A 17,007-nucleotide genomic window follows, 5' to 3' on the forward strand; every position below is an offset into this window, starting at 1 on the left:
CAGGAGATCCGCCGGATCCGGGATCAGTACCCGGAGACCAAGCGGCACAAGGCCACCGACGTCCCGGGCATCGCGTCCAACGACATCGGCATCATTAACAGCGCGCCGCGGCCCAGCATGCAGCGCCTGGTGCTGATCAAGCGCGTGCTCGACCGCGTCCTCGGCCGCAGCCGCTTCGGGCTCGGCGCGGTGCCGATCGACGAGGCGAACTGGTGGCACATCGCCCTGTTCGACACGGCGGTCGTCACCGACGCGAACCAGGAAGGCGTCCGCGTCCGGTCCTACGACAAGGTCAAGATGTTCGACCTGGCCAAGCGCGGCGCGAAGGTCGTCCAGCGGCTGCGCAAGGAAGGCGCGGCGGTGCAGGAGCAGTACAAGCGCGCCATGCCGGAGCTGACCTCGCGCGAAAACTGGAAGCGCCTGTACAAGCTCTGAGCTGGGTAGCCTGACCGCATGACCGATCTGGTGGCGCGTGCTCGGGCGATCGCCGACGACGTCCTGTTCCCGGCCGCGGCCGAGGTGGACGTCAAGGGCGAGGTGCCCCGGAGCCATTTCGACCTGCTGGCCGAACAGGGTTTCTACGGCTTGGCCGCCCCGGTCGAGCTGGGCGGTGCGGGAGCGGACCTCCCGCAACTGTCCGCCATCGTGGAAACCCTGGCCGGCGGTTGCCTGAGCACGACGTTCACCTGGTTGCAGCACCACGGCCTGGTCGCCGGGCTGGCGCGGTCCGCGTCTCCACTGCGGGAGCGCTACCTGGCGCCGCTGATCCGCGGTGAGGTGCGCGCGGGCGTCGCGTACGGCGGGGTGATCCCGAAGACGCCGCTCATGCGCGCCACCCGGGTCGACGGCGGGTACGCCTTCACGGGCCTCGCGCCGTTCGTCAGCGGTTGGGGCCTGATCGACGTGCTGCAGCTGTGCGGCCGGGACGGCGACAAGCTGATCAGCGCGGTGGTCGACCCGGCCGCCGGACCGCAGCTGGCGGTCCGGCGGCTCGACCTCGTCGCGGTCCAGGGCACCGCCACCGTCGCGCTGACCCTCGACGGCTACTTCGTCCCCGAAGAGCTCGTCTACGACGAAACCTCGCACGAGGCCTTCATCGCCGGGAACACCTTCGGGGCCCGGCTGAACGGCTGCGCCCACCTCGGCCTGGCCGGGCGGGCCACCCGGCTGATCGACGAGGCCGGGCAGCCGGACGTCGCGGCCACCCTGGCGGCCGAGCAGGCGCAGGTCCGCGACGCGCTCGACGAAGCGTTGGCCGCGGGCGACCTGGCGCGGTTGTTCGAGGCCAGGGCCGCGGGCGCGGAACTGGCCTACCGTTCGGCGGGCGCCCTCGTGGTGGCGGTGGGCAGCCGCGCGGTGCTGACGGGCGAGCACGCACAGCGGCTGGTCCGCGAAGCCACGTTCCTGCTGGTGGTCGCGAGCCGCCCGGAGATCAAGGCGGGACTGCTGGCGCGAGCCGCCCGTTAGGCGTGCATGCCGAAGATGTTCGTTTTCCGGTTGAGGTCGTCGACGTAGGCGGCGGCGACGTGGGCGAAGTTGATCGCCACCTCCGCGTCGTTCTTGGTCGTCACGGTCTCCACCGCGCCGGTCTTCACCAGCTGGGCGAGCTTGCCCGTCAGCTTCGCGGATTCTTCGGTGGTCAGCGCGAACAGCAGCGGTTCGCCGCCGGTCGCGAGGTGCAGCACGAGTGCGGGTTTCTGGTCAGCCATGCACCCATCGGACCAGCGGCGATCTTCGCGCGGCAAGCGAGTTCGCTGAGGGCGCAGCAGGTTCCGCGTCCAGCTGCGGCCCTCGTGCGCGGTGGACTACCGTTTCCCGCAGATCCGGAAACCCGCGGGGGAGAAACAAGCGATGCCACACACGTTCTCGCTGTCGCTGGCAGCGGTGGACATCCTGCTCGAGCAGCTGGGCTTCGGCCGCGCGCCGACGCCGTTCGAGGTCCCGCACGTCGGCACGACCGTCGAGCAGCGGGCGATGATCCGCGACGCCGTGATCCGTGACCTCAGCGGGCGCGGGCTGTGGCAGCGCGGCCGTCTCGACGCGGACGCCGAGCTGGCGCTGGCCACCTTCGTCCGGGGCAGCCTGACCATCAGCGCGGTCGCCGAGCTGGGCGGCAAGCAGCTCTTCGCCCGCGTCGCCTCCGACGGCCAGTTCGCCGTGCTCGTGAAGCAGGACGAGAACCTCCTCGTCTTCGAGGAGGTCCGCCCGACCGGCATCGTCCCGGCGATCGTCGACCTGCTGCCGCTGACCCCGGCCGCGCCCGGCCAGTCGGTCACCATCTCCCGTCCGGCGGAGCAGCCGCGCCGCCCGCGCCGCGACGACACGTACGACCCCTTCGCCGGCGTCAGCGGCCCGCGGTCGAACAGTGGCGCCGGCGGCCCGCAGGTCCGGATGATCGAGCGGGTCTTCCAGGAGCCGAAGAAGCGCATCGGCCAGTTCACGGCCCAGACCCGCAGTGGCACGTTCACCCCGCTGGCCTGGTTCGACACGGACTCGGGCCGCTGGCTGATGTCGTCCCGCACGGCCGCCGACGGCCAGCGCTGGATCACCTACGCCCCGGCCGACAACGCCCGCCTCGCCCAGCAGCTCTACGCCCAGCTCGAAGGACAGTTCTGACCCTCGCGGAACCACGCGCGGCGGCCCTGCGTCCGAAGTGAAGATCGGTGAACGGCAGTTGCGCAGGGTGCCCGGCTAGTAGACTCCCGGGTGCACACGCACGGGCGAAGCGATACGGGGTGGAAAGCATGTTGATTGCCGACGGCGGCGGTGGCGGCTCGTTCGCGGACATAGTCAACCCGCTCTCCTCGGCCGGCATGAGCGAGGCCGTGAAGGGCGTCACGGCCGAGACGCAGAAGCTGGTGGACGCCGCGAAGGGCGGCGGCTTCAAGATCACCCCCGAAGGCGTCAAGCCGATCCGGGACGCGCTGACCGAACTGGTCAACGACCTCGACGCACTGGGTTTCCAGGTCCAAGCCCTCGACCAGGCGCCGCAGCTGGGCAGCCACCCGTACGGCCAGACAGTCGCGTCGCACGACCAGAAGAGCGCCACCGACGCCGAGGGTTCGGCAAGGGCCGTGCTGGACCAGCTCAAGCAGGTCGCCACGCAGGCCGACGAGGCGCTTGCCCGGGCGGCGGGCCTGTACAAGGAGACGGAGAACCAGGCGTTCTCCCAGCTGAAGACCGGTCAGGCCTGAGGTAATGACGAAACTGTTCGTTCGTGTTGTCCTTCCGCTCGTCGCCGGCGGAGCGCTGCTGGCCGGGTGCACCAGCACCCAAGGCGGAACCGCGTCCCCCGTGCAGACGCCCTCGGGCAGCGAGTCCGGAGCACCTGAGCCCTCTTCGTCCTCTTCGAGTGGGGGAACCGAGTCGATCACCGATCCTTGCTCGCTCCTCGAAGTGGGTGACCTGGGCAGCTACGGCGAGTTCAACGCCCCGGTGAACAAGACGCTGGGCTCGGCCCGGTCGTGCAGCTACCAGAAGAAGATCGCCTCGGCGAGCGACAAGGGCATGATCGTCGGCACGAACGTGCGCGACGACGCTTCGGTCGACCAGGTACGGGACACCGGCCGGGGAGTCGTCGACAAGGAAGTCAACGGCCGCCGAGCGAAGGAAGCACCGGACGGCGCCGCTCCGGGGTGCACGCTCGGGCTGGCCGTCGGTGATTCGTCGCGAGTGGACGTGGCGGTGACGGCGGTCGATTCGTCCGATGAGGCTTGCCAGATCGCCGAGGCGGTGGCCAAGGCCGCAGTCGAGCCGCGGTTGCCGAAGGGATAGGGGAACCCAGATGAGTGCGCGACAGGGACCGCTGCCGAAGACGCCGGACAAGACGCCTCAGGAAGTCCAGGACATGGCGCCCGCCGAGCGGGACGCCTACCTGCAGCAGAAGGCCGAAGAGGGCGTCGACCCCGGCAGCTGGCTGTTCGGGCCGGTGCAGCAGTGGGTGGCCCAGGCACAGGCGAAGAACCAGTCCCAGCAGATGGGCGACAAGAACGTCGCGGCGGCCACCAAGGGCCGTGACGTCGAGTACGTCTCGGGCCTGAACGCGCCGAACGCGGACTACAAGGGCAGCGACCACGCCCAGCTCAAGGCCTACCTCGACAGCAACCTGAACGTCGACCAGGTCTCCGACGTCTCGACCGCCTACCACGAGGTCGGCAAGGTCTTCGACAAGTTCTCCACGTCGATGAACACCGCGGTCAACGCGTCCAAGGGCACCTGGGAAGGCAGCGCGGCCACGAACGCGCAGTCGTACTTCTCCAGCCTCGGCAAGTGGTCCGAAGCGAACGGGCAGAACGCCAAGCTCGCTTCGGAGACCATCTACGACCAGGGCCAGGCCGCCGCCACCGCCAAGAACTCCATGCCGGACCCCATCCCGTTCAGCTGGACCGACGAGATGAAGAACTGGGCGACGTCCAACCCGTTCAACCTGCCGGACAACGTCGACAAGTCCCTCCAGAAGCAGAAGGACAGCCAGGCGGCGCACGACGAGGCCGCCGGCGTGATGTCGACCTACGACAAGAACCTCTACGAGGCCGCGTCGAAGCAGCCCGCCTTCGCGCCGCCGCCCAGTTTCAGCACCGGGGGCGGCACCGGCGACCCGAACGGCACCGGCGACAAGAACGGGATCAACACCCCGTCCGGCGTCGACATGCCGGGTGCCGGTTCGGTGAACACGCCGGGTGGCAGCCACAGCGGTAGCAGCAGTACCGGTGGCAGCAACTTCACCGGCGGGAACGTCCCCGGCCCGAACGTCACGCCGCACATCTCCGGCCCCGGCTCGACCACCGGCGCCGGGCTGCTCCCGGCGGGTACCACCACGCCGTCCAGCTTCCTGCCGGGCGGGGTGCCGAGCGGGTCGACGTCGAACCCGAACACCTCCATGGGCGGCATGCCGATGAGCCCGATGCCGATGGGTGGCGGCATGGGCGGCGGGTTCGGCGGCGACGAGGCCTACAACTCCAAGATCGGCGGCGGTGCCGGCGGCGGTGGCCGGGGCGGTTCCGGCTTCGGGCCCGGTGGCTCCGGTGCCGGCGGCGCGACCGGCGCGGGCGCCGCCTCGGGCGCGGCCCGTCCGGGTGGCATCGGTGCGGCCGAAGCAGCCGCCGGGCGTGGCATGGGCGGCCTGGGCGCGGGCAGTGGCGCCGCGGGCCGCGGTGGCGTGGGCTCGGGCGGCGGCCTGGGCCGTGGCCAGAAGGGCGAAGGCGACGAGGACACGGAGCACTCGCGCCCGACGTACCTGGTCGAGGGTGACCCCGACGAGGTCTTCGGCACCGACATGCGCACCGCGCCGCCCGTCATCGGCGAATAACGGCACCCGCGAAAGCCCCGCACCGGACACCCGATGCGGGGCTTTTCGCATCCACGCTGGTCACGGAACCAGTAGCCTTCGCGGCGCGTCGGACAGCGGGGAGGCCGGGATGACACCTGAGGAATGGCTGGCGAACTTCGAGACGAAGATCGCCGACGTGCGCGAGAAGGCCGAAGAGTTCCGCGTCGGGCTCGAGGCCGCCGGTACCACCGTCGCTTCACCCGACGGGACGATCCGCGTCGGGGTCGCGCCCAACGGCTCGCTGACCGACCTGCACCTCACCGACGCCGCGGTGGCCGGCAAGTCCGGGGCCAAGCTCGCCGAGGAGATCCTCAAGCTCGCTCGCAAGGCGCAGCGCGACGCCGCGGTCAACGTCGCGGCCGCGTTCGCGCCGCTGGGCGGGGACTCCGAGGCCATGCACATGGTCACCGGCTACGTCCCGCCGGAGGAACCCGAGGAACCGCCGGCGCCCGAGCCGATCCGCGAACGCCGGCTCTGGCAGCACGAGGAGCCGGAAGCCGCACCTCCGCCGCCACCACCGACACCGCCGCGCCGCCCGGCGCGGCCACCGCGTGACGACGATGACGACTTCGGCGACTCCGGCATCATGCGCCGCGACTGAGGGGACCCCGACATGACCACCGCCACGTCCGGCGCCGGCATCTTCGACACCTACTCCGGCCTCGTCGACTCGATCACCGCCGACTCCGAGTCCGAGGGCGCGCACGTCCTCGACGTCTCCATCAGCGCGGCCGGCGCCGTCGTCGACACCATCGGCGCCGCCGCCGACCCGCTCGGCGCCGTCCTCAACGCGGGGGTCGGCTGGCTGCTGGAGCACATCAGCTTCCTGCGTGAGCCGCTGGACGCCCTGCTGGGCAACCCGGACGAAATCAACGCCAACGTCGACCAGCTCAAGTCCGCCGCGGCCGAGATGCACACCGTCGCCCAGGAACACCGGGAAGACCTGCGCAGTGTCGCCGAGTGGACCGGCCAGGCCGCCGACGCCTACCGCGACAGCCTCACGAAGATGGCCGAGGAGCTCGAATCGCTCGGCAAGACGCTCGACGGGACGGCGGCCGTCGCGGGCATCTCCGGCATGCTCGTCTGCACGCTGCGCGGCATCGTCTTCGGCCTGATCTCGTCGGTGATCGCCGAGCTCGTCCGGGACGCGCTGATCGCGGCGGCCTCGGCGGTGTGCACCTTCGGCGGCTCGATCGCCGCCTTCTGCGGGGTCGCGTCGGCGCGCGCCGCGGCGACCGCGTCCAAGATCGCCGGCAAGATCAGCAAGCTCCTGGAGGGCTTCGCGCGCCAGGGCGGGCGGCTGGCCAAGCTGCTGGAGGCGATGGAGAAGCTCACCAAGGGCCTCGACCGGTTCTCCACGGTCGGCGGCCTCGCGATGGGTGCCTACCAGGCCGCGAAGCCGTACGACACGCAGCCGTCGGAGGCGTGACATGGCGACCCACCACACGAGCACACCGCACCACACCAGCACGCCCCACCACACGGACACGACGCCGTCGCACCACGAGACCTCCACCCCGCACCCGGCCGAGCCGCGCCCGGCGCACTCGACCGGCGGCGGTTCCGCCGGCGGCGGGTACGCGCTGCACACGGACTCGCTGCACACCATGGAGAGCCACCTCGGCGCCACGAAGGACAAGGTGCACGCGGTCGGCCGGACCGTCTCCGGGGCCAGCTTCGGCGCCCAGTCGATGGGCGTCGTCGGCTCCACGATGACCGGGACGCTCAACAGCACCGTCTCGGCGGCCAAGGAGCACGTCACGCGCGCGGGCCAGGCGGTCGAAGACGCGGGCACGCGCACCAAAGCGGTCCGCGAGCACTACCAGACGACCGAAGCGAACGCGGCGGACACGATGACCGCGGCGGGCAAGCACGTGGACGCCCCGACGGAGAAGACCGCGGCGGGCGGCTCGGGCGGCGGCGGAACGCCCCCACCGGGCCCGAACCCACCGAACCCACCGGACGACCCCGGCGGCATGCACAACAACCAGGGCCACCACGCCACGGACGACGAGCTGCGCGGCCAGTACACGCGCGACTCGATGCAGACCCGCCCGACGTCCACCGACGACCAGATCCGCGCCGCGGCGAGCAGGTTGGGCTACGACCCGGACCGCCACCTGGCGATGACGTTGCAGCCGACGGCGAACCTGACCCCGCCCCGGCGCGCGGAGATCGTCGCGGTGCGCAACGAGCTGCACGCCAACCCGGGCGAGATCATGACGAAGGTCGTGAAGCCGGAGATCGGGGAGAAGGCGCTGCTGAACCCGGCGCCCACCGACAAGTTCGACCCGGGGCAGGTCGGTGGCTCGGTGGCGCGAGGCAGCGACACCTCCCAATACGGGACGCCCCAGGAGTTCCGGGACAAGCTCGCCCTCGACGACAAGGGCGCGGGGTGGACCCCGATCAAGGCCGGCGCCGGTGAGGCGTACCAGTTGCGTTTCCCGGCCTCGGACAACGCCGGTGCCATGGAGATCAGCTACGGCGGCACGGATCCGGTGACCGCGCACGAGATGCAGGGGCTGTCCGGGCAAGCCAACCCTCGTCCGTGGGATCCGCCGTTCCTCGGCACCGGCTACACCGGCGGCGGGGTACCCGAGTGGATCCATGCGACACGGGGGTACGAGGGCCGTGGTGAGATGTGGCTCGTGCACGCGGACGGGACGGAATCCCTGGCCGGTGTGTACCTGAGAGGACGAGGGTGGTTCGACGTGCGCGGACGAGGAGGATCTGGTGCCTAGCGTTTCGCCGCGCGAATACGCGGTTTACCGGGGTGAGGTCTACTCGGCTTCCGGGCGGCCACCGGGCAAGCTCGCGCTGAGCCGAGAAGGTGCGCCGGAGCAGGTGGTGCCGATCGCGGACCTCGACGAGTGGTACACGGTACGGACGTGGGGCACCTTCCTCGGTCACGAGTTCGAGGTCTACTTCGAGGGCGAAGACGGGTACGGCATCGGCGTGGTGGGGACCGGGGATGGCCATTGGCTGGCCGCGACCTGGGCCAAGCCCGAAGAACACCCCGAGGTCAGCTTCAACCAGCTCGACCAGTTCACCTTCCGGGCGTCGGTGCCGAAGCACATGGTCAGCGACATCCACGAGGTCCGCACCGACGACCTCGGGCCGTGGCGGAAACGGCAGGAAGAGCGTGAATCCCGTGAGTCCTGACGCTCCCGCCGGCCTGGCGGGCGGCACCGTCGTGCAGCTGCCGGTCAAGCCGGGCCTCGTCGGTCTCTACCTCGGCAACGTCATCGTGCCCGGGCACTTCGAACCGCACCGCGTCCAGGGCTTCGCCGGGCGGGCCGAGGACGTCGCCGAGCTCGACACCGCCGCCATGGTCCGGAACTACGGGCTCGCGAAGATCCCCGGCTGGGGGCCGCTCGACGAGCTGTACCTGCTCAAGTTCCCGGCCGGCCACACCTTTCCGTTCCGCACGTCCTACGGCGCGTCGGACCGGGAGATCGCGGCCGAGCTCGGGGTCGCGCGGGTGTACCCGCCGCCGTTCCTCGGCACCGGTTACTTCCCCGGGGTCGACCACCCGCTGCCGGAGTACGTCCTGCGGCTGGTCGAGATCCCGGTCGGCGCCGAGCTGTGGGTGCACCGGGCCGACGACGCCGGGACGCGGCTCGGGCAGTACCACAGCCGGAAGGTCGGCTGGATCCCGGAACAGAAGGACGCCTTCGGCGAAGCCACGTTCTTCCCGCCGCCGGTGTCGTTGCCTCCGTTGGTGCGGCGCGGGTACACCGCCCGCTACCGCGGGGGCGACTTCGACGCCGAGTTCGCCGGGCCGGGCCGGGTCGTGCTGCACCCGTTGCCCGGTGCGCCGGCGCCGGCCGACTTCGGGGAGACCTACGGCTTCCGGATGAAGGCCGTCGACCAGGTCGAGCTGGACGAGCTCACGTTCGTGCGGACGCTCTGCCGGTGGCGCGGCGGCACCTTCGAGATCCTCGGCCGGACCCGGGACGCCGCCGACCTGATCCTCGTCGACGAGGACTTCCTGACCGCGCGCGACCTCGGTCTGTCCGAAGTGGACTACCGGGTGTGGCGGCAGACCGTGCCCGCCGCCGAACTCACCGACTTCCGGACCGAAGCCGTTCCGGTGCCGCTGGAAGGACAGTTTCAGTAGCGGTAGAACTTCTCCGCCCGGCCCTGGCGGACCAGCTTCAGCCACTGCAGGAACGCCTTCGGGTCGCGCTTCACGCCCACGAAGTACAGGCCGAAGCGGACGACCTCTAGCGCGCCGATCTTGCGCATTCCCGGCTGCGACAACAGGTAACCGCGGTTGCGGTAGGTGTAGTAGCGCTTGACCTCGTTCTCCGGGTCCTGCGCGTGGAACTTGCCGCCGAGCATCGGCTTGAACTCGTCCGAGCCGTCCGGGTGCAGGTACTTCGTCTTCAGCGAGGTGCCGAACGGCAGGCCCGAGCGGGCCAGCCGGCGGTGCAGCTCCACCTCGTCGCCTCGGAAGAACAGGCGCAGGTCCGGCACGCCGACGACGTCCAAAGTGGACGCGCGGAACAGCGCGCCGTTCATCAGGGACGCGATGCCCGGCAGGAAGTCGACGCCCAGCTCGGACTGCGAACGCTTCCAGGTCAGGCCGCGGCGCAGCGGGAACGCGAGCTTCTCCGGGGCGTCGATGTTCGACACCACCGGCGAGATCTCGGCCAGGCCCCGCTTCTCCGCTTCCTCGAGCAGGATCGCCAGCACGTTCTCGTCAGCCGGGCGGCCGTCGTCGTCGGCCAGCCAGACCCAGTCCGCGCCCATCGACAGCGCGTGCAGCATGCCGAGCGCGAACCCGCCGGCGCCGCCGAGGTTCCGGTGCGACGGCAGGTACGTGCAGGGCAGCGGATAGTTCTCGACGACCTCGCGGGCCGAGTTGTCCGGCCCGTTGTCGACCACCACGAGGTGGTCGACCGGCCGGGTCTGGGCGGCGATGACCTTCAGCGAGTCCGCGAGCAGCTCCCGCCGGTGCCGCGTGACGACCACGCCGACGACCGCGCCGTCGGGCAGCTGCCGGGTCTCGCTGGCCATCATTCCCCGCCGTTCGTCGTCGCCACCGGCTCGATGCCCAGGCGCTGCAGCGTTTCCTTGCTCATGTCCGCGAACGGGTCGCGGCCCTTGTACCCGGTGAGGACGTCCCGCAGCGTGCCGTGTTGCTTGAGGTGACCCTCGTCCATCCAGATGGCCGAGTCGCACAGCTCGAACAGGAACTCGTCGGAGTGGCTGGCGAACACCAGGATGCCCGAGCGCTTCACGAGGTCCTTGAGCCGGTCACGCGCCTTGTTGAGGAACGCCGCGTCGACCGCGCCGATGCCCTCGTCCAGGATCAGGATCTCCGGGTCGATCGAGGTGACGACGCCGAGCGCCAGCCGCACCCGCATACCCGTGGAGTACGTGCGCAGCGGCATCTGCAGGTAGTCACCGAGCTCGGTGAACTCCGCGATGTCGTCGACCCGCTTCTCCATCTCCTTGGCCGTCATCCCGAGGAAGAGGCCGCGGATGATGATGTTCTCTTCCCCGGAGATCTCCGGGTCCATGCCGATGCCGAGGTCGAAGACCGGCGCGATCTTGCCGGTGATCCGCGACGAGCCGCGGGTGGGCTCGTAGATCCCGGCGAGCAGGCGCAGCAGCGTGGACTTGCCGGCGCCGTTGTGGCCGACCAGGCCGACGCGGTCGCCCTCGCGGAGGTTGAGGGTCACGTCGTGCAGGGCCTCGATGATCGGCACCTTGGTGTCGGTGCCGATCTTGCCGCCGACCTTGCCGAGGACGCGCTTCTTCATCGACCGCGTCTTCGCGTCGAAGATCGGGAAGTCGACGAACGCGTTGTGGACGTCAATGGAGACCATGTGTCACACCCAATAGGAGACGCGGGCACGGTAATTGCGCATCGCGACGAGCGCGAGCGCCCAGCCGACGATGGTGAGAGAGCCGACCACGATCCAGCTCTCCGCGGAGAACTCCTGCCCCAGCAGCGGTGCGCGGGTCACCTGCATGAAGTGGTACAGCGGGTTCGCCTTGATGATCGGCAGGATCCACGACGCCACGCTGGCTCGGGAGCCGCCGGCCAGGAGCTGGTCGACCGGCCAGACGATCGGTGTGCCGTAGAACAGCAGCTGGATCAGCGAGTTGATGACCTGCGGGATGTCGCGGAAGCGGGTCGAGATGATGCCGAACAGCAGCGCCACCCAGCCGGCGTTCAGGGCCAGCAGCAGGAAACCGGGGATGGCCAGCAGGATGGTCCAGCTGAGGCCCGGGTGGCAGATGCCGCCGGGCACGCAGACCCCGTTGCCCAGCGAGTACGGGTTGCTGAGCGCGTGGAAGAAGATCGCCACCACGGCCACGTAGACGATCATGTTGTGGGCCAGCAGCAGCGTCTGCCGCCAGACCGTCCGCAGGACGTACACGCTCAGCGGCGCGGGGAGCTGCTTGATCATCCCCTCGTTGGCGATGAACGTCTCCATGCCCTCGGACAGGCAGCCGCTGATGAAGCCCCAGATGATGAAGCCGGTGGAGATGTAGGGCAGGAACACCTCGACGGGCACCTTGAACAGCTGCGAGTACAGCAGCCCGAGCCCGAGCGCGATGACCGCCTGGCTGATCGTGATCCAGAAGGGCCCGATCACGGACCGGCGGTAGCGCTGCTTGATGTCCTGCCAGCCGAGGTGACCCCACAGCTCGCGGGCTCGGAAACCGGCCTTGATGTCGGCGAAGGCGCGCGAGAACGTCTTACTGTCCGACGTCGGCGGGGCCGGCGTCGCTACGGGTGAGTCTGCGGCCTGAACCGTGCTGGTGGCATGCACGTGGACGAGGGTACCGATGGGATGAGCGGCGTCCTGGCCACCCCGTCGCTGTGGTAGACGTTCTGACCGCTATGCGGCGGCTCGAGCGCTGCGTGCTGGTACTTTCTCGGCTTATGACTGCTGCTCTCGGCGCGGCGAGCTTGATGGTCAACCTGCTCGCGGCGTACGCCGACCGGCCCGACCCGCGGTCGGTGGCCGTCGTCGGCAACCAGCCGCTGCCCCCCGACCCCCAGCGGGCCAAGGCGATCGACGCGTGCGACCTGGTCATCCGGGTCAACGGCTTCGTCGTCGACAGGCCCGGCGAGGAGGTCGTCGGCTCCCGGACGCACGTGGTGGTGTTCAACCGGGCCATCCGCGCGACGCCGTACGTCTTCCAGGACTACCGCAAGCGCCTCTACCTGCTGGTCGAGCCCGGCCGGATGCACTGGGAACCCGAGGACCTGCCGGGCTGGTGGCCCGCCGACCTCGGCGCGGTTCCGGTGTCGAACCGCGAGGTCGTCCTGCCCCTCTCGGACGCGCTGGGCCTGCCCACGCGCGACGAGCCGACGTGGTCGACCACCGGCACCCTGGCCGCGTGGATCGCGCGGACGTCGTTCCCGGGCGCGCAGCTCGTGCTCACCGGTTTCTCGTTCATCGACAACCCGGACCAGACGTCGTGGGAGCACGCCGCCGGCGACTCCTGCATCGTGGGACCGGAGCACCAGATCGCCGCCGAGGGGCGGCTGCTGGACTCCTGGACCAAGACCGGTGACACCACCCTCCTGCGCTGAAGCGCGTCCCCACCCCACGTAAGGAACACCCTCATGGCAGTGCAGAAACTCGGCAGAGGCCTGCTCGACCGGATCGTCCGGGTCGTCGACTTCCGCGTGGACGAGCGCACTCGCGTGCTGGCCGACCGGGTCAACGACCTCGAGCACGCCACCGCCGACCACCGGCGCCGGCTCGACAGCGCCGAGCACAGCCTCGAGCAGGCTCGTGGCGACCTGGGCTGGGCCCGTGCGGAGCTGGACCGGCTGATCCCGCACGTCGCCGCCCAGGAAGGCCGGCTGGAGACGCTGCGCGAGTCGATCTCGCTGGTCCCGAACACCGACACCCCGCAGCTGGCCGAGGCCCGCACGCTGATCGAGGAGATCCAGCGGCAGCACGCGCAGATCCGGGTCCGGCTGGCCGGCATCTCCCGCTACGAAGACCGGCTGCGCCGCCTCGAGGACCGGGTCGAAGAGCCCGTCGCCCAGTAGGTGCGCGCCCGGGAGGCCACCGAAGCCGACGCCGAGCTGCTGCTGAGCTGGCGCAACGACCCGCGCACGCGGCAGTCGTCCCGGTCGACGGCGGTGGTCACCCTGGCCGAGCACCTCGGCTGGCTGCGCCGCGTGCTGGCGGACGAGGAGCGGCTGCTGCTCGTCGTCGAGCACGAGGACGCCTCCATCGGCACCGTCCGGTTCGACCGGCGCGACGGCGACGGCTGGGAGGTCAGCATCACGCTCGCCCCGGAGACCCGCGGCCGCGGGCTGTCCGGGGCGGTGCTGGCGGAGGGGGAGCGGGCGGCGCGGGAGCGCCTCGGCGTCCGGGTCGTGCTGGCCGCCGTCCACCAGGACAACACCGCTTCGGCGAAGCTGTTCGAGCACGCCGGGTACGCCGAAGCCGCGCCTGCCGTCAGCGGCTTCCGGCAGCTGCGCAAGACTCTGAGCTGACCCGCAGTCCACCCCGGGGAGGCACCATGCACGACATCCGGTTCGGCGCGCACCAGATCGGTCCGGGCCACCCGCCGTTCGTGATCGCCGAGATGTCCGGCAACCACAACGGCGACCTCGACCGGGCCCTGGCCATCGTCGACGCCATCGCGGAGACCGGCGCGCACGCGGTCAAGCTGCAGACCTACCGGCCGGACACGATCACCATCGACGTCGACACCCCGGCGTTCCGGATCGGCGACTCGCACTCCCTCTGGGGCGGCGAGAACCTGTACAAACTGTACGAAAAGGCCCACACGCCCTGGGAGTGGCACGCGCCGATCTTCGAGCGCGCCCGCGCCAAGGGCCTGGAGATCTTCTCCAGCCCGTTCGACCCGACGGCCGTCGAGCTGCTGGAGTCGCTGAACGCGCCGGCGTACAAGATCGCGTCGTCGGAGATCGTCGACCTGCCGCTCATCGACCTCTGCGCGCGTACGGGCAAGCCGCTGGTCATCTCGACCGGCATGGCGAACGTCGCCGAGATCGACGCCGCCGTCCGCACCGCCCGCGCGGCGGGCAACGACCAGCTGATCGTGCTCGGCTGCACGGCGAGCTACCCGGCGTCGCCGCGCGAGAGCAACCTGCGGGGCCTGCCGCTGCTGGCCGGGCTGACCCGGACGCTGGTGGGCCTGTCGGACCACACCCCGGGCATCGGCGCGCCGGTCGCGGCCGTCGCGCTGGGCGCGGTGGCCATCGAGAAGCACGTCACGCTCGCCCGCGCGGACGGCGGAGTCGACTCGGAGTTCTCCCTGGAGCCGCTGGAACTGGCGGGGCTGGTGACCGAGACGCACCGGGCGTGGGAAGCGCTGGGCGAGCCGGTGCTGGGCCCGCGCGAGAGCGAGAAGGAGGGCCTGCGGCTGCGCCGGTCCCTCTACGTCGTCGAGGACGTCCGGGCCGGCGACGAGGTGACGACGGCGAACGTGCGGTCGATCCGGCCCGCCGGCGGACTGGCCCCGGCCGAGATCACGGCCGTGACAGGGCGCACCTTCCGCGTCGACGCCGCGAAGGGCACGCCCCTGACCTGGGACCTCGTCTAGAAGAACGCGCGCACGGCGTCGATCACGCGGTCGACGTCGGCGTCCGTCAGCGACGGGAACAGCGGCAGCGAGAGCTCCTGCTCGTAGTACGCCTCGGCGTTCGGACAGAGCCCGCGCCGGTAGCCGAGGTCCTCGAACACCGGGTGCCAGTACACCGGGATGTAGTTGACCTGGACGCCGATGCCGACCCCGCGCAGGTGCTCGAACAGCGCCTTGCGGCGGCCCTCCAGCACCCGCAGCGGGTAGAGGTGCCACACGGGGTCGGCGCCCGGGCGGCTCGGCGGGGTCGCGACGCCGTCGACGTCCGCGAACGCGGCGGTGTACCGGGCGTGGATCTCGGCGCGGCGCTTCTTGAACTCCGCGAGCCGGGTGAGCTGGCTGCTGCCGAGCGCGCAGAGGACGTCCGGCAGGCGGTAGTTCAGCCCGAACTCGTGCACCTCCTGGTGCCAGCCGCCTTCGTCCGGGTAGCGCTGCTCGGCGCGGTCGCGGACCAGGCCGTGGTTGCGGAACTTCCGGGCGCGCTCCAGCAGGTTCGCGTCCGGGGTGACGACCGCGCCGCCCTCGGCGGTGGTGAGGTTCTTGGTCGGGAAGAACGAGAACGTCGTCAGGTCGGCGATCGAGCCCACCGGCCGGCCCTGCCACGCGCCGCCGACGGAGTGCGCCGCGTCCTCCAGCAGCAGCGCGCCGGCGTCGTGCGCGAGCCGGCCGAGCGCGTCCAGCTCCACGGGGTGACCCGCGTAGTCGACGGCGGCGACGACCTTCGTGCGTCCGGTCACCGCGGCGGCGGCCGCTTCGACCGAAAGGTTCCCGGTGTCCGCCTCGACGTCGGCGAAGACCACCTTGGCGCCGAACAGCGCCGCGGTGGCGGCCGTCGCGACGAACGTCATCGGGCTCGTGACGACCTCGTCACCCGGCCTGATGTCGGCGGCCGCGTACGCGACGTGCAGAGCGGCCGTTCCCGACGTCACGGCGACCGCCGGGGTGCCGCCGGTGTGCGCCGCGAGGTCGGTCTCGAACCGCTGGACCGCGGGCCCGGTGGTCAGCCAGTCGCCGCGCAGCACGTCGACGACGGCCTGGATGTCCGCTTCGCTGATCGACTGGCGGCCGTACGGCAGGAAGTCAGCCATACTGCTCGACCAGTTCGCGCAGCTCCTTCGCGTCCAGCCACAGGTCGTTCGTGTCGGAGCGGTAGGCGAACCCGTCGGGCATCGGCTTGCCGTCCGCCGGCGGCTCGTAACCCCAGCCCGCGAGGTGCGGCTGGACGACGTAGCGGTCGGCCAGCTGAACCGTCCGGCGCGCGTCGTCCGGCGCGATCATCTCCTCGTGCAGCTTCTCGCCGGGCCGGATGCCGACCTCGTGCATCTCGCTGCCCGGCGCGATCGCCTGCGCCAGGTCGACCAGCCGCATGCTCGGGATCCGCGGCACGTACAGCTCACCGCCGCGCATCTGGTCGAACGAGTCGACGACGAACCGCACGGCCTGGGGGAGCGTGATCCAGAAGCGGGTCATCTCCTTGTGCGTGATCGGCAGCGACTCGCCCTGCTCGGCGAGCTTGCGGAAGAACGGGATGACGCTGCCGCGCGAGCCCATCACGTTGCCGTAGCGGACCACGGAGAACCGGGTCACGTGCGCGGCCGCGTAGTGGTTGCCGCTGATGAACATCCGGTCGGCGCAGAGCTTCGTGGCGCCGTACAGGTTGATCGGGCTGGACGCCTTGTCCGTCGACAGCGCGACGACCTTCTTGACCCCCGTGTCGATAGCGGCCTCGATCACGTTCTGCGAGCCCATGACGTTGGTCTGGACGAACTCGAACGGGTTGTACTCACCGGTGTCGACCTGCTTGAGCGCGGCGGCGTGCACGACGTAGTCGACGCCGTGCATGGCGCGCTCCAGCCGGCGCCGGTCGCGGACGTCGCCGATGAACCAGCGCAGGCGCGGGTCGTCGTTGAACAACTGCCGGGCTTCGTACTGCTTGAGCTCGTCGCGGGAGAGCACGACCAGCCGGCTCGGGTTCAGTTCGGCGAGGGCGTGCGCGATGAACGCCTTGCCGAAGGAACCGGTCCCGCCGGTGAGCAGGATGCTGGAGCCATCCAGCTCGGACATCGTTGACCTCCGCGTTT

General features: G+C 70.7%; 20 protein-coding genes and 1 pseudogene. 15 read left to right on the plus strand and 6 right to left on the minus strand.

The window, feature by feature from the left end; all coding sequences use genetic code 11:
• Both ACGFMK_RS02690 and ACGFMK_RS02695 read left to right on the plus strand, forming a co-directional pair.
• Positions 1-435: pseudogene (locus ACGFMK_RS02690) on the plus strand (glycosyltransferase family 2 protein); the annotation flags it as partial.
• A gap of 18 nt (positions 436-453) precedes the next feature.
• Positions 454-1,467, plus strand: coding sequence for an acyl-CoA dehydrogenase family protein (locus tag ACGFMK_RS02695; RefSeq protein WP_392757721.1), 1,014 nt, complete (start codon positions 454-456; stop codon positions 1,465-1,467).
• On the opposite strand, the gene ACGFMK_RS02700 is transcribed toward ACGFMK_RS02695, so the two are convergent.
• Positions 1,464-1,709, minus strand: coding sequence for a hypothetical protein (locus ACGFMK_RS02700; protein ID WP_323328900.1), 246 nt, complete (start codon positions 1,707-1,709; stop codon positions 1,464-1,466). The genes ACGFMK_RS02695 and ACGFMK_RS02700 overlap by 4 nt on opposite strands.
• A 142-nt stretch (positions 1,710-1,851) precedes the next feature.
• Between ACGFMK_RS02700 and ACGFMK_RS02705 the strand changes: the two genes are divergently transcribed.
• From ACGFMK_RS02705 to ACGFMK_RS02745, 9 genes are all read left to right on the plus strand, one after another.
• Positions 1,852-2,616 (plus strand): ESX secretion-associated protein EspG, encoded by a 765-nt coding sequence (locus tag ACGFMK_RS02705; protein ID WP_392757724.1) that lies wholly within the window; start codon positions 1,852-1,854, stop codon positions 2,614-2,616.
• Between the two features lie 128 nt (positions 2,617-2,744).
• The gene (locus ACGFMK_RS02710; RefSeq protein ID WP_392757727.1) at positions 2,745-3,194 is read left to right on the plus strand and encodes a hypothetical protein; all 450 of its coding nucleotides are present in this window, start codon (positions 2,745-2,747) and stop codon (positions 3,192-3,194) included.
• Between the two features lie 4 nt (positions 3,195-3,198).
• Positions 3,199-3,774 carry a DUF3558 family protein gene (locus tag ACGFMK_RS02715; protein ID WP_392757730.1) on the plus strand — a complete coding sequence of 192 codons (576 nt, stop codon included), beginning with the start codon at positions 3,199-3,201 and terminating at the stop codon, positions 3,772-3,774.
• Positions 3,775-3,784: 10 nt separating this feature from the next.
• The gene (locus tag ACGFMK_RS02720) at positions 3,785-5,308 is read left to right on the plus strand and encodes a hypothetical protein (protein WP_392757732.1); all 1,524 of its coding nucleotides are present in this window, start codon (positions 3,785-3,787) and stop codon (positions 5,306-5,308) included.
• A 109-nt stretch (positions 5,309-5,417) separates the two neighbouring features.
• On the plus strand, positions 5,418-5,930 hold the full coding sequence (locus tag ACGFMK_RS02725) for a YbaB/EbfC family nucleoid-associated protein (RefSeq protein ID WP_392757736.1): 513 nt from the start codon (positions 5,418-5,420) through the stop codon (positions 5,928-5,930).
• Positions 5,931-5,942: 12 nt separating this feature from the next.
• Complete coding sequence (locus ACGFMK_RS02730; RefSeq protein ID WP_392757739.1) at positions 5,943-6,758, plus strand: WXG100 family type VII secretion target; 816 nt, start codon at positions 5,943-5,945, stop codon at positions 6,756-6,758.
• Between the two features lies 1 nt (position 6,759).
• Positions 6,760-8,070, plus strand: a complete 1,311-nt coding sequence (locus tag ACGFMK_RS02735; RefSeq protein WP_392757742.1) for a hypothetical protein — start codon at positions 6,760-6,762, stop codon at positions 8,068-8,070.
• Positions 8,063-8,491, plus strand: a complete 429-nt coding sequence (locus tag ACGFMK_RS02740) for a hypothetical protein (RefSeq protein ID WP_392757745.1) — start codon at positions 8,063-8,065, stop codon at positions 8,489-8,491. The genes ACGFMK_RS02735 and ACGFMK_RS02740 overlap by 8 nt, the downstream gene beginning before the upstream one ends.
• Entirely contained in the window at positions 8,481-9,449 is a 969-nt protein-coding gene (locus tag ACGFMK_RS02745) for a hypothetical protein (RefSeq protein ID WP_392757747.1), read from the plus strand. Before ACGFMK_RS02740 ends, ACGFMK_RS02745 begins: the two co-directional genes overlap by 11 nt.
• Here the strand turns inward: ACGFMK_RS02745 and ACGFMK_RS02750 are convergent.
• The 3 genes from ACGFMK_RS02750 to ACGFMK_RS02760 are packed head-to-tail and all read right to left on the minus strand — an operon-like array spanning position 9,443 to position 12,120.
• Entirely contained in the window at positions 9,443-10,351 is a 909-nt protein-coding gene (locus tag ACGFMK_RS02750; protein ID WP_323328918.1) for a glycosyltransferase family 2 protein, read from the minus strand. The two genes, ACGFMK_RS02745 and ACGFMK_RS02750, sit on opposite strands and share 7 nt — an antisense overlap.
• The gene (locus ACGFMK_RS02755) at positions 10,351-11,166 is read right to left on the minus strand and encodes an ABC transporter ATP-binding protein (protein WP_323328920.1); all 816 of its coding nucleotides are present in this window, start codon (positions 11,164-11,166) and stop codon (positions 10,351-10,353) included. Before ACGFMK_RS02755 ends, ACGFMK_RS02750 begins: the two co-directional genes overlap by 1 nt.
• A 3-nt stretch (positions 11,167-11,169) precedes the next feature.
• A complete protein-coding gene (locus ACGFMK_RS02760; protein ID WP_392757750.1) occupies positions 11,170-12,120 on the minus strand; it encodes an ABC transporter permease in 951 nt (316 codons plus the stop codon).
• Between the two features lie 143 nt (positions 12,121-12,263).
• On the opposite strand from ACGFMK_RS02760, the gene ACGFMK_RS02765 reads away from it, so the two are divergent.
• From ACGFMK_RS02765 to pseI, 4 genes are read left to right on the plus strand one after another with little or no spacing between them, the layout of a single operon-like run.
• Entirely contained in the window at positions 12,264-12,890 is a 627-nt protein-coding gene (locus ACGFMK_RS02765) for a hypothetical protein (protein ID WP_392758597.1), read from the plus strand.
• 33 nt (positions 12,891-12,923) lie between these two features.
• The gene (locus tag ACGFMK_RS02770; protein WP_392757752.1) at positions 12,924-13,358 is read left to right on the plus strand and encodes a hypothetical protein; all 435 of its coding nucleotides are present in this window, start codon (positions 12,924-12,926) and stop codon (positions 13,356-13,358) included.
• Positions 13,359-13,811 (plus strand): GNAT family N-acetyltransferase, encoded by a 453-nt coding sequence (locus ACGFMK_RS02775; protein ID WP_392757755.1) that lies wholly within the window; start codon positions 13,359-13,361, stop codon positions 13,809-13,811.
• A gap of 26 nt (positions 13,812-13,837) precedes the next feature.
• Positions 13,838-14,887, plus strand: a complete 1,050-nt coding sequence (gene pseI / locus ACGFMK_RS02780; RefSeq protein WP_392757758.1) for a pseudaminic acid synthase — start codon at positions 13,838-13,840, stop codon at positions 14,885-14,887.
• Here the strand turns inward: pseI and pseC are convergent.
• Complete coding sequence (gene pseC / locus ACGFMK_RS02785) at positions 14,884-16,014, minus strand: UDP-4-amino-4,6-dideoxy-N-acetyl-beta-L-altrosamine transaminase (protein ID WP_392757762.1); 1,131 nt, start codon at positions 16,012-16,014, stop codon at positions 14,884-14,886. The genes pseI and pseC overlap by 4 nt on opposite strands.
• Entirely contained in the window at positions 16,007-16,990 is a 984-nt protein-coding gene (pseB, locus tag ACGFMK_RS02790; protein ID WP_392757763.1) for a UDP-N-acetylglucosamine 4,6-dehydratase (inverting), read from the minus strand. Before pseB ends, pseC begins: the two co-directional genes overlap by 8 nt.
• Positions 16,991-17,007: the final 17 nt, after the last annotated feature.

The sequence above is a fragment of the Amycolatopsis sp. NPDC049252 genome, from assembly GCF_043197175.1.
Taxonomy (GTDB): Bacteria; Actinomycetota; Actinomycetes; order Mycobacteriales; family Pseudonocardiaceae; genus Amycolatopsis.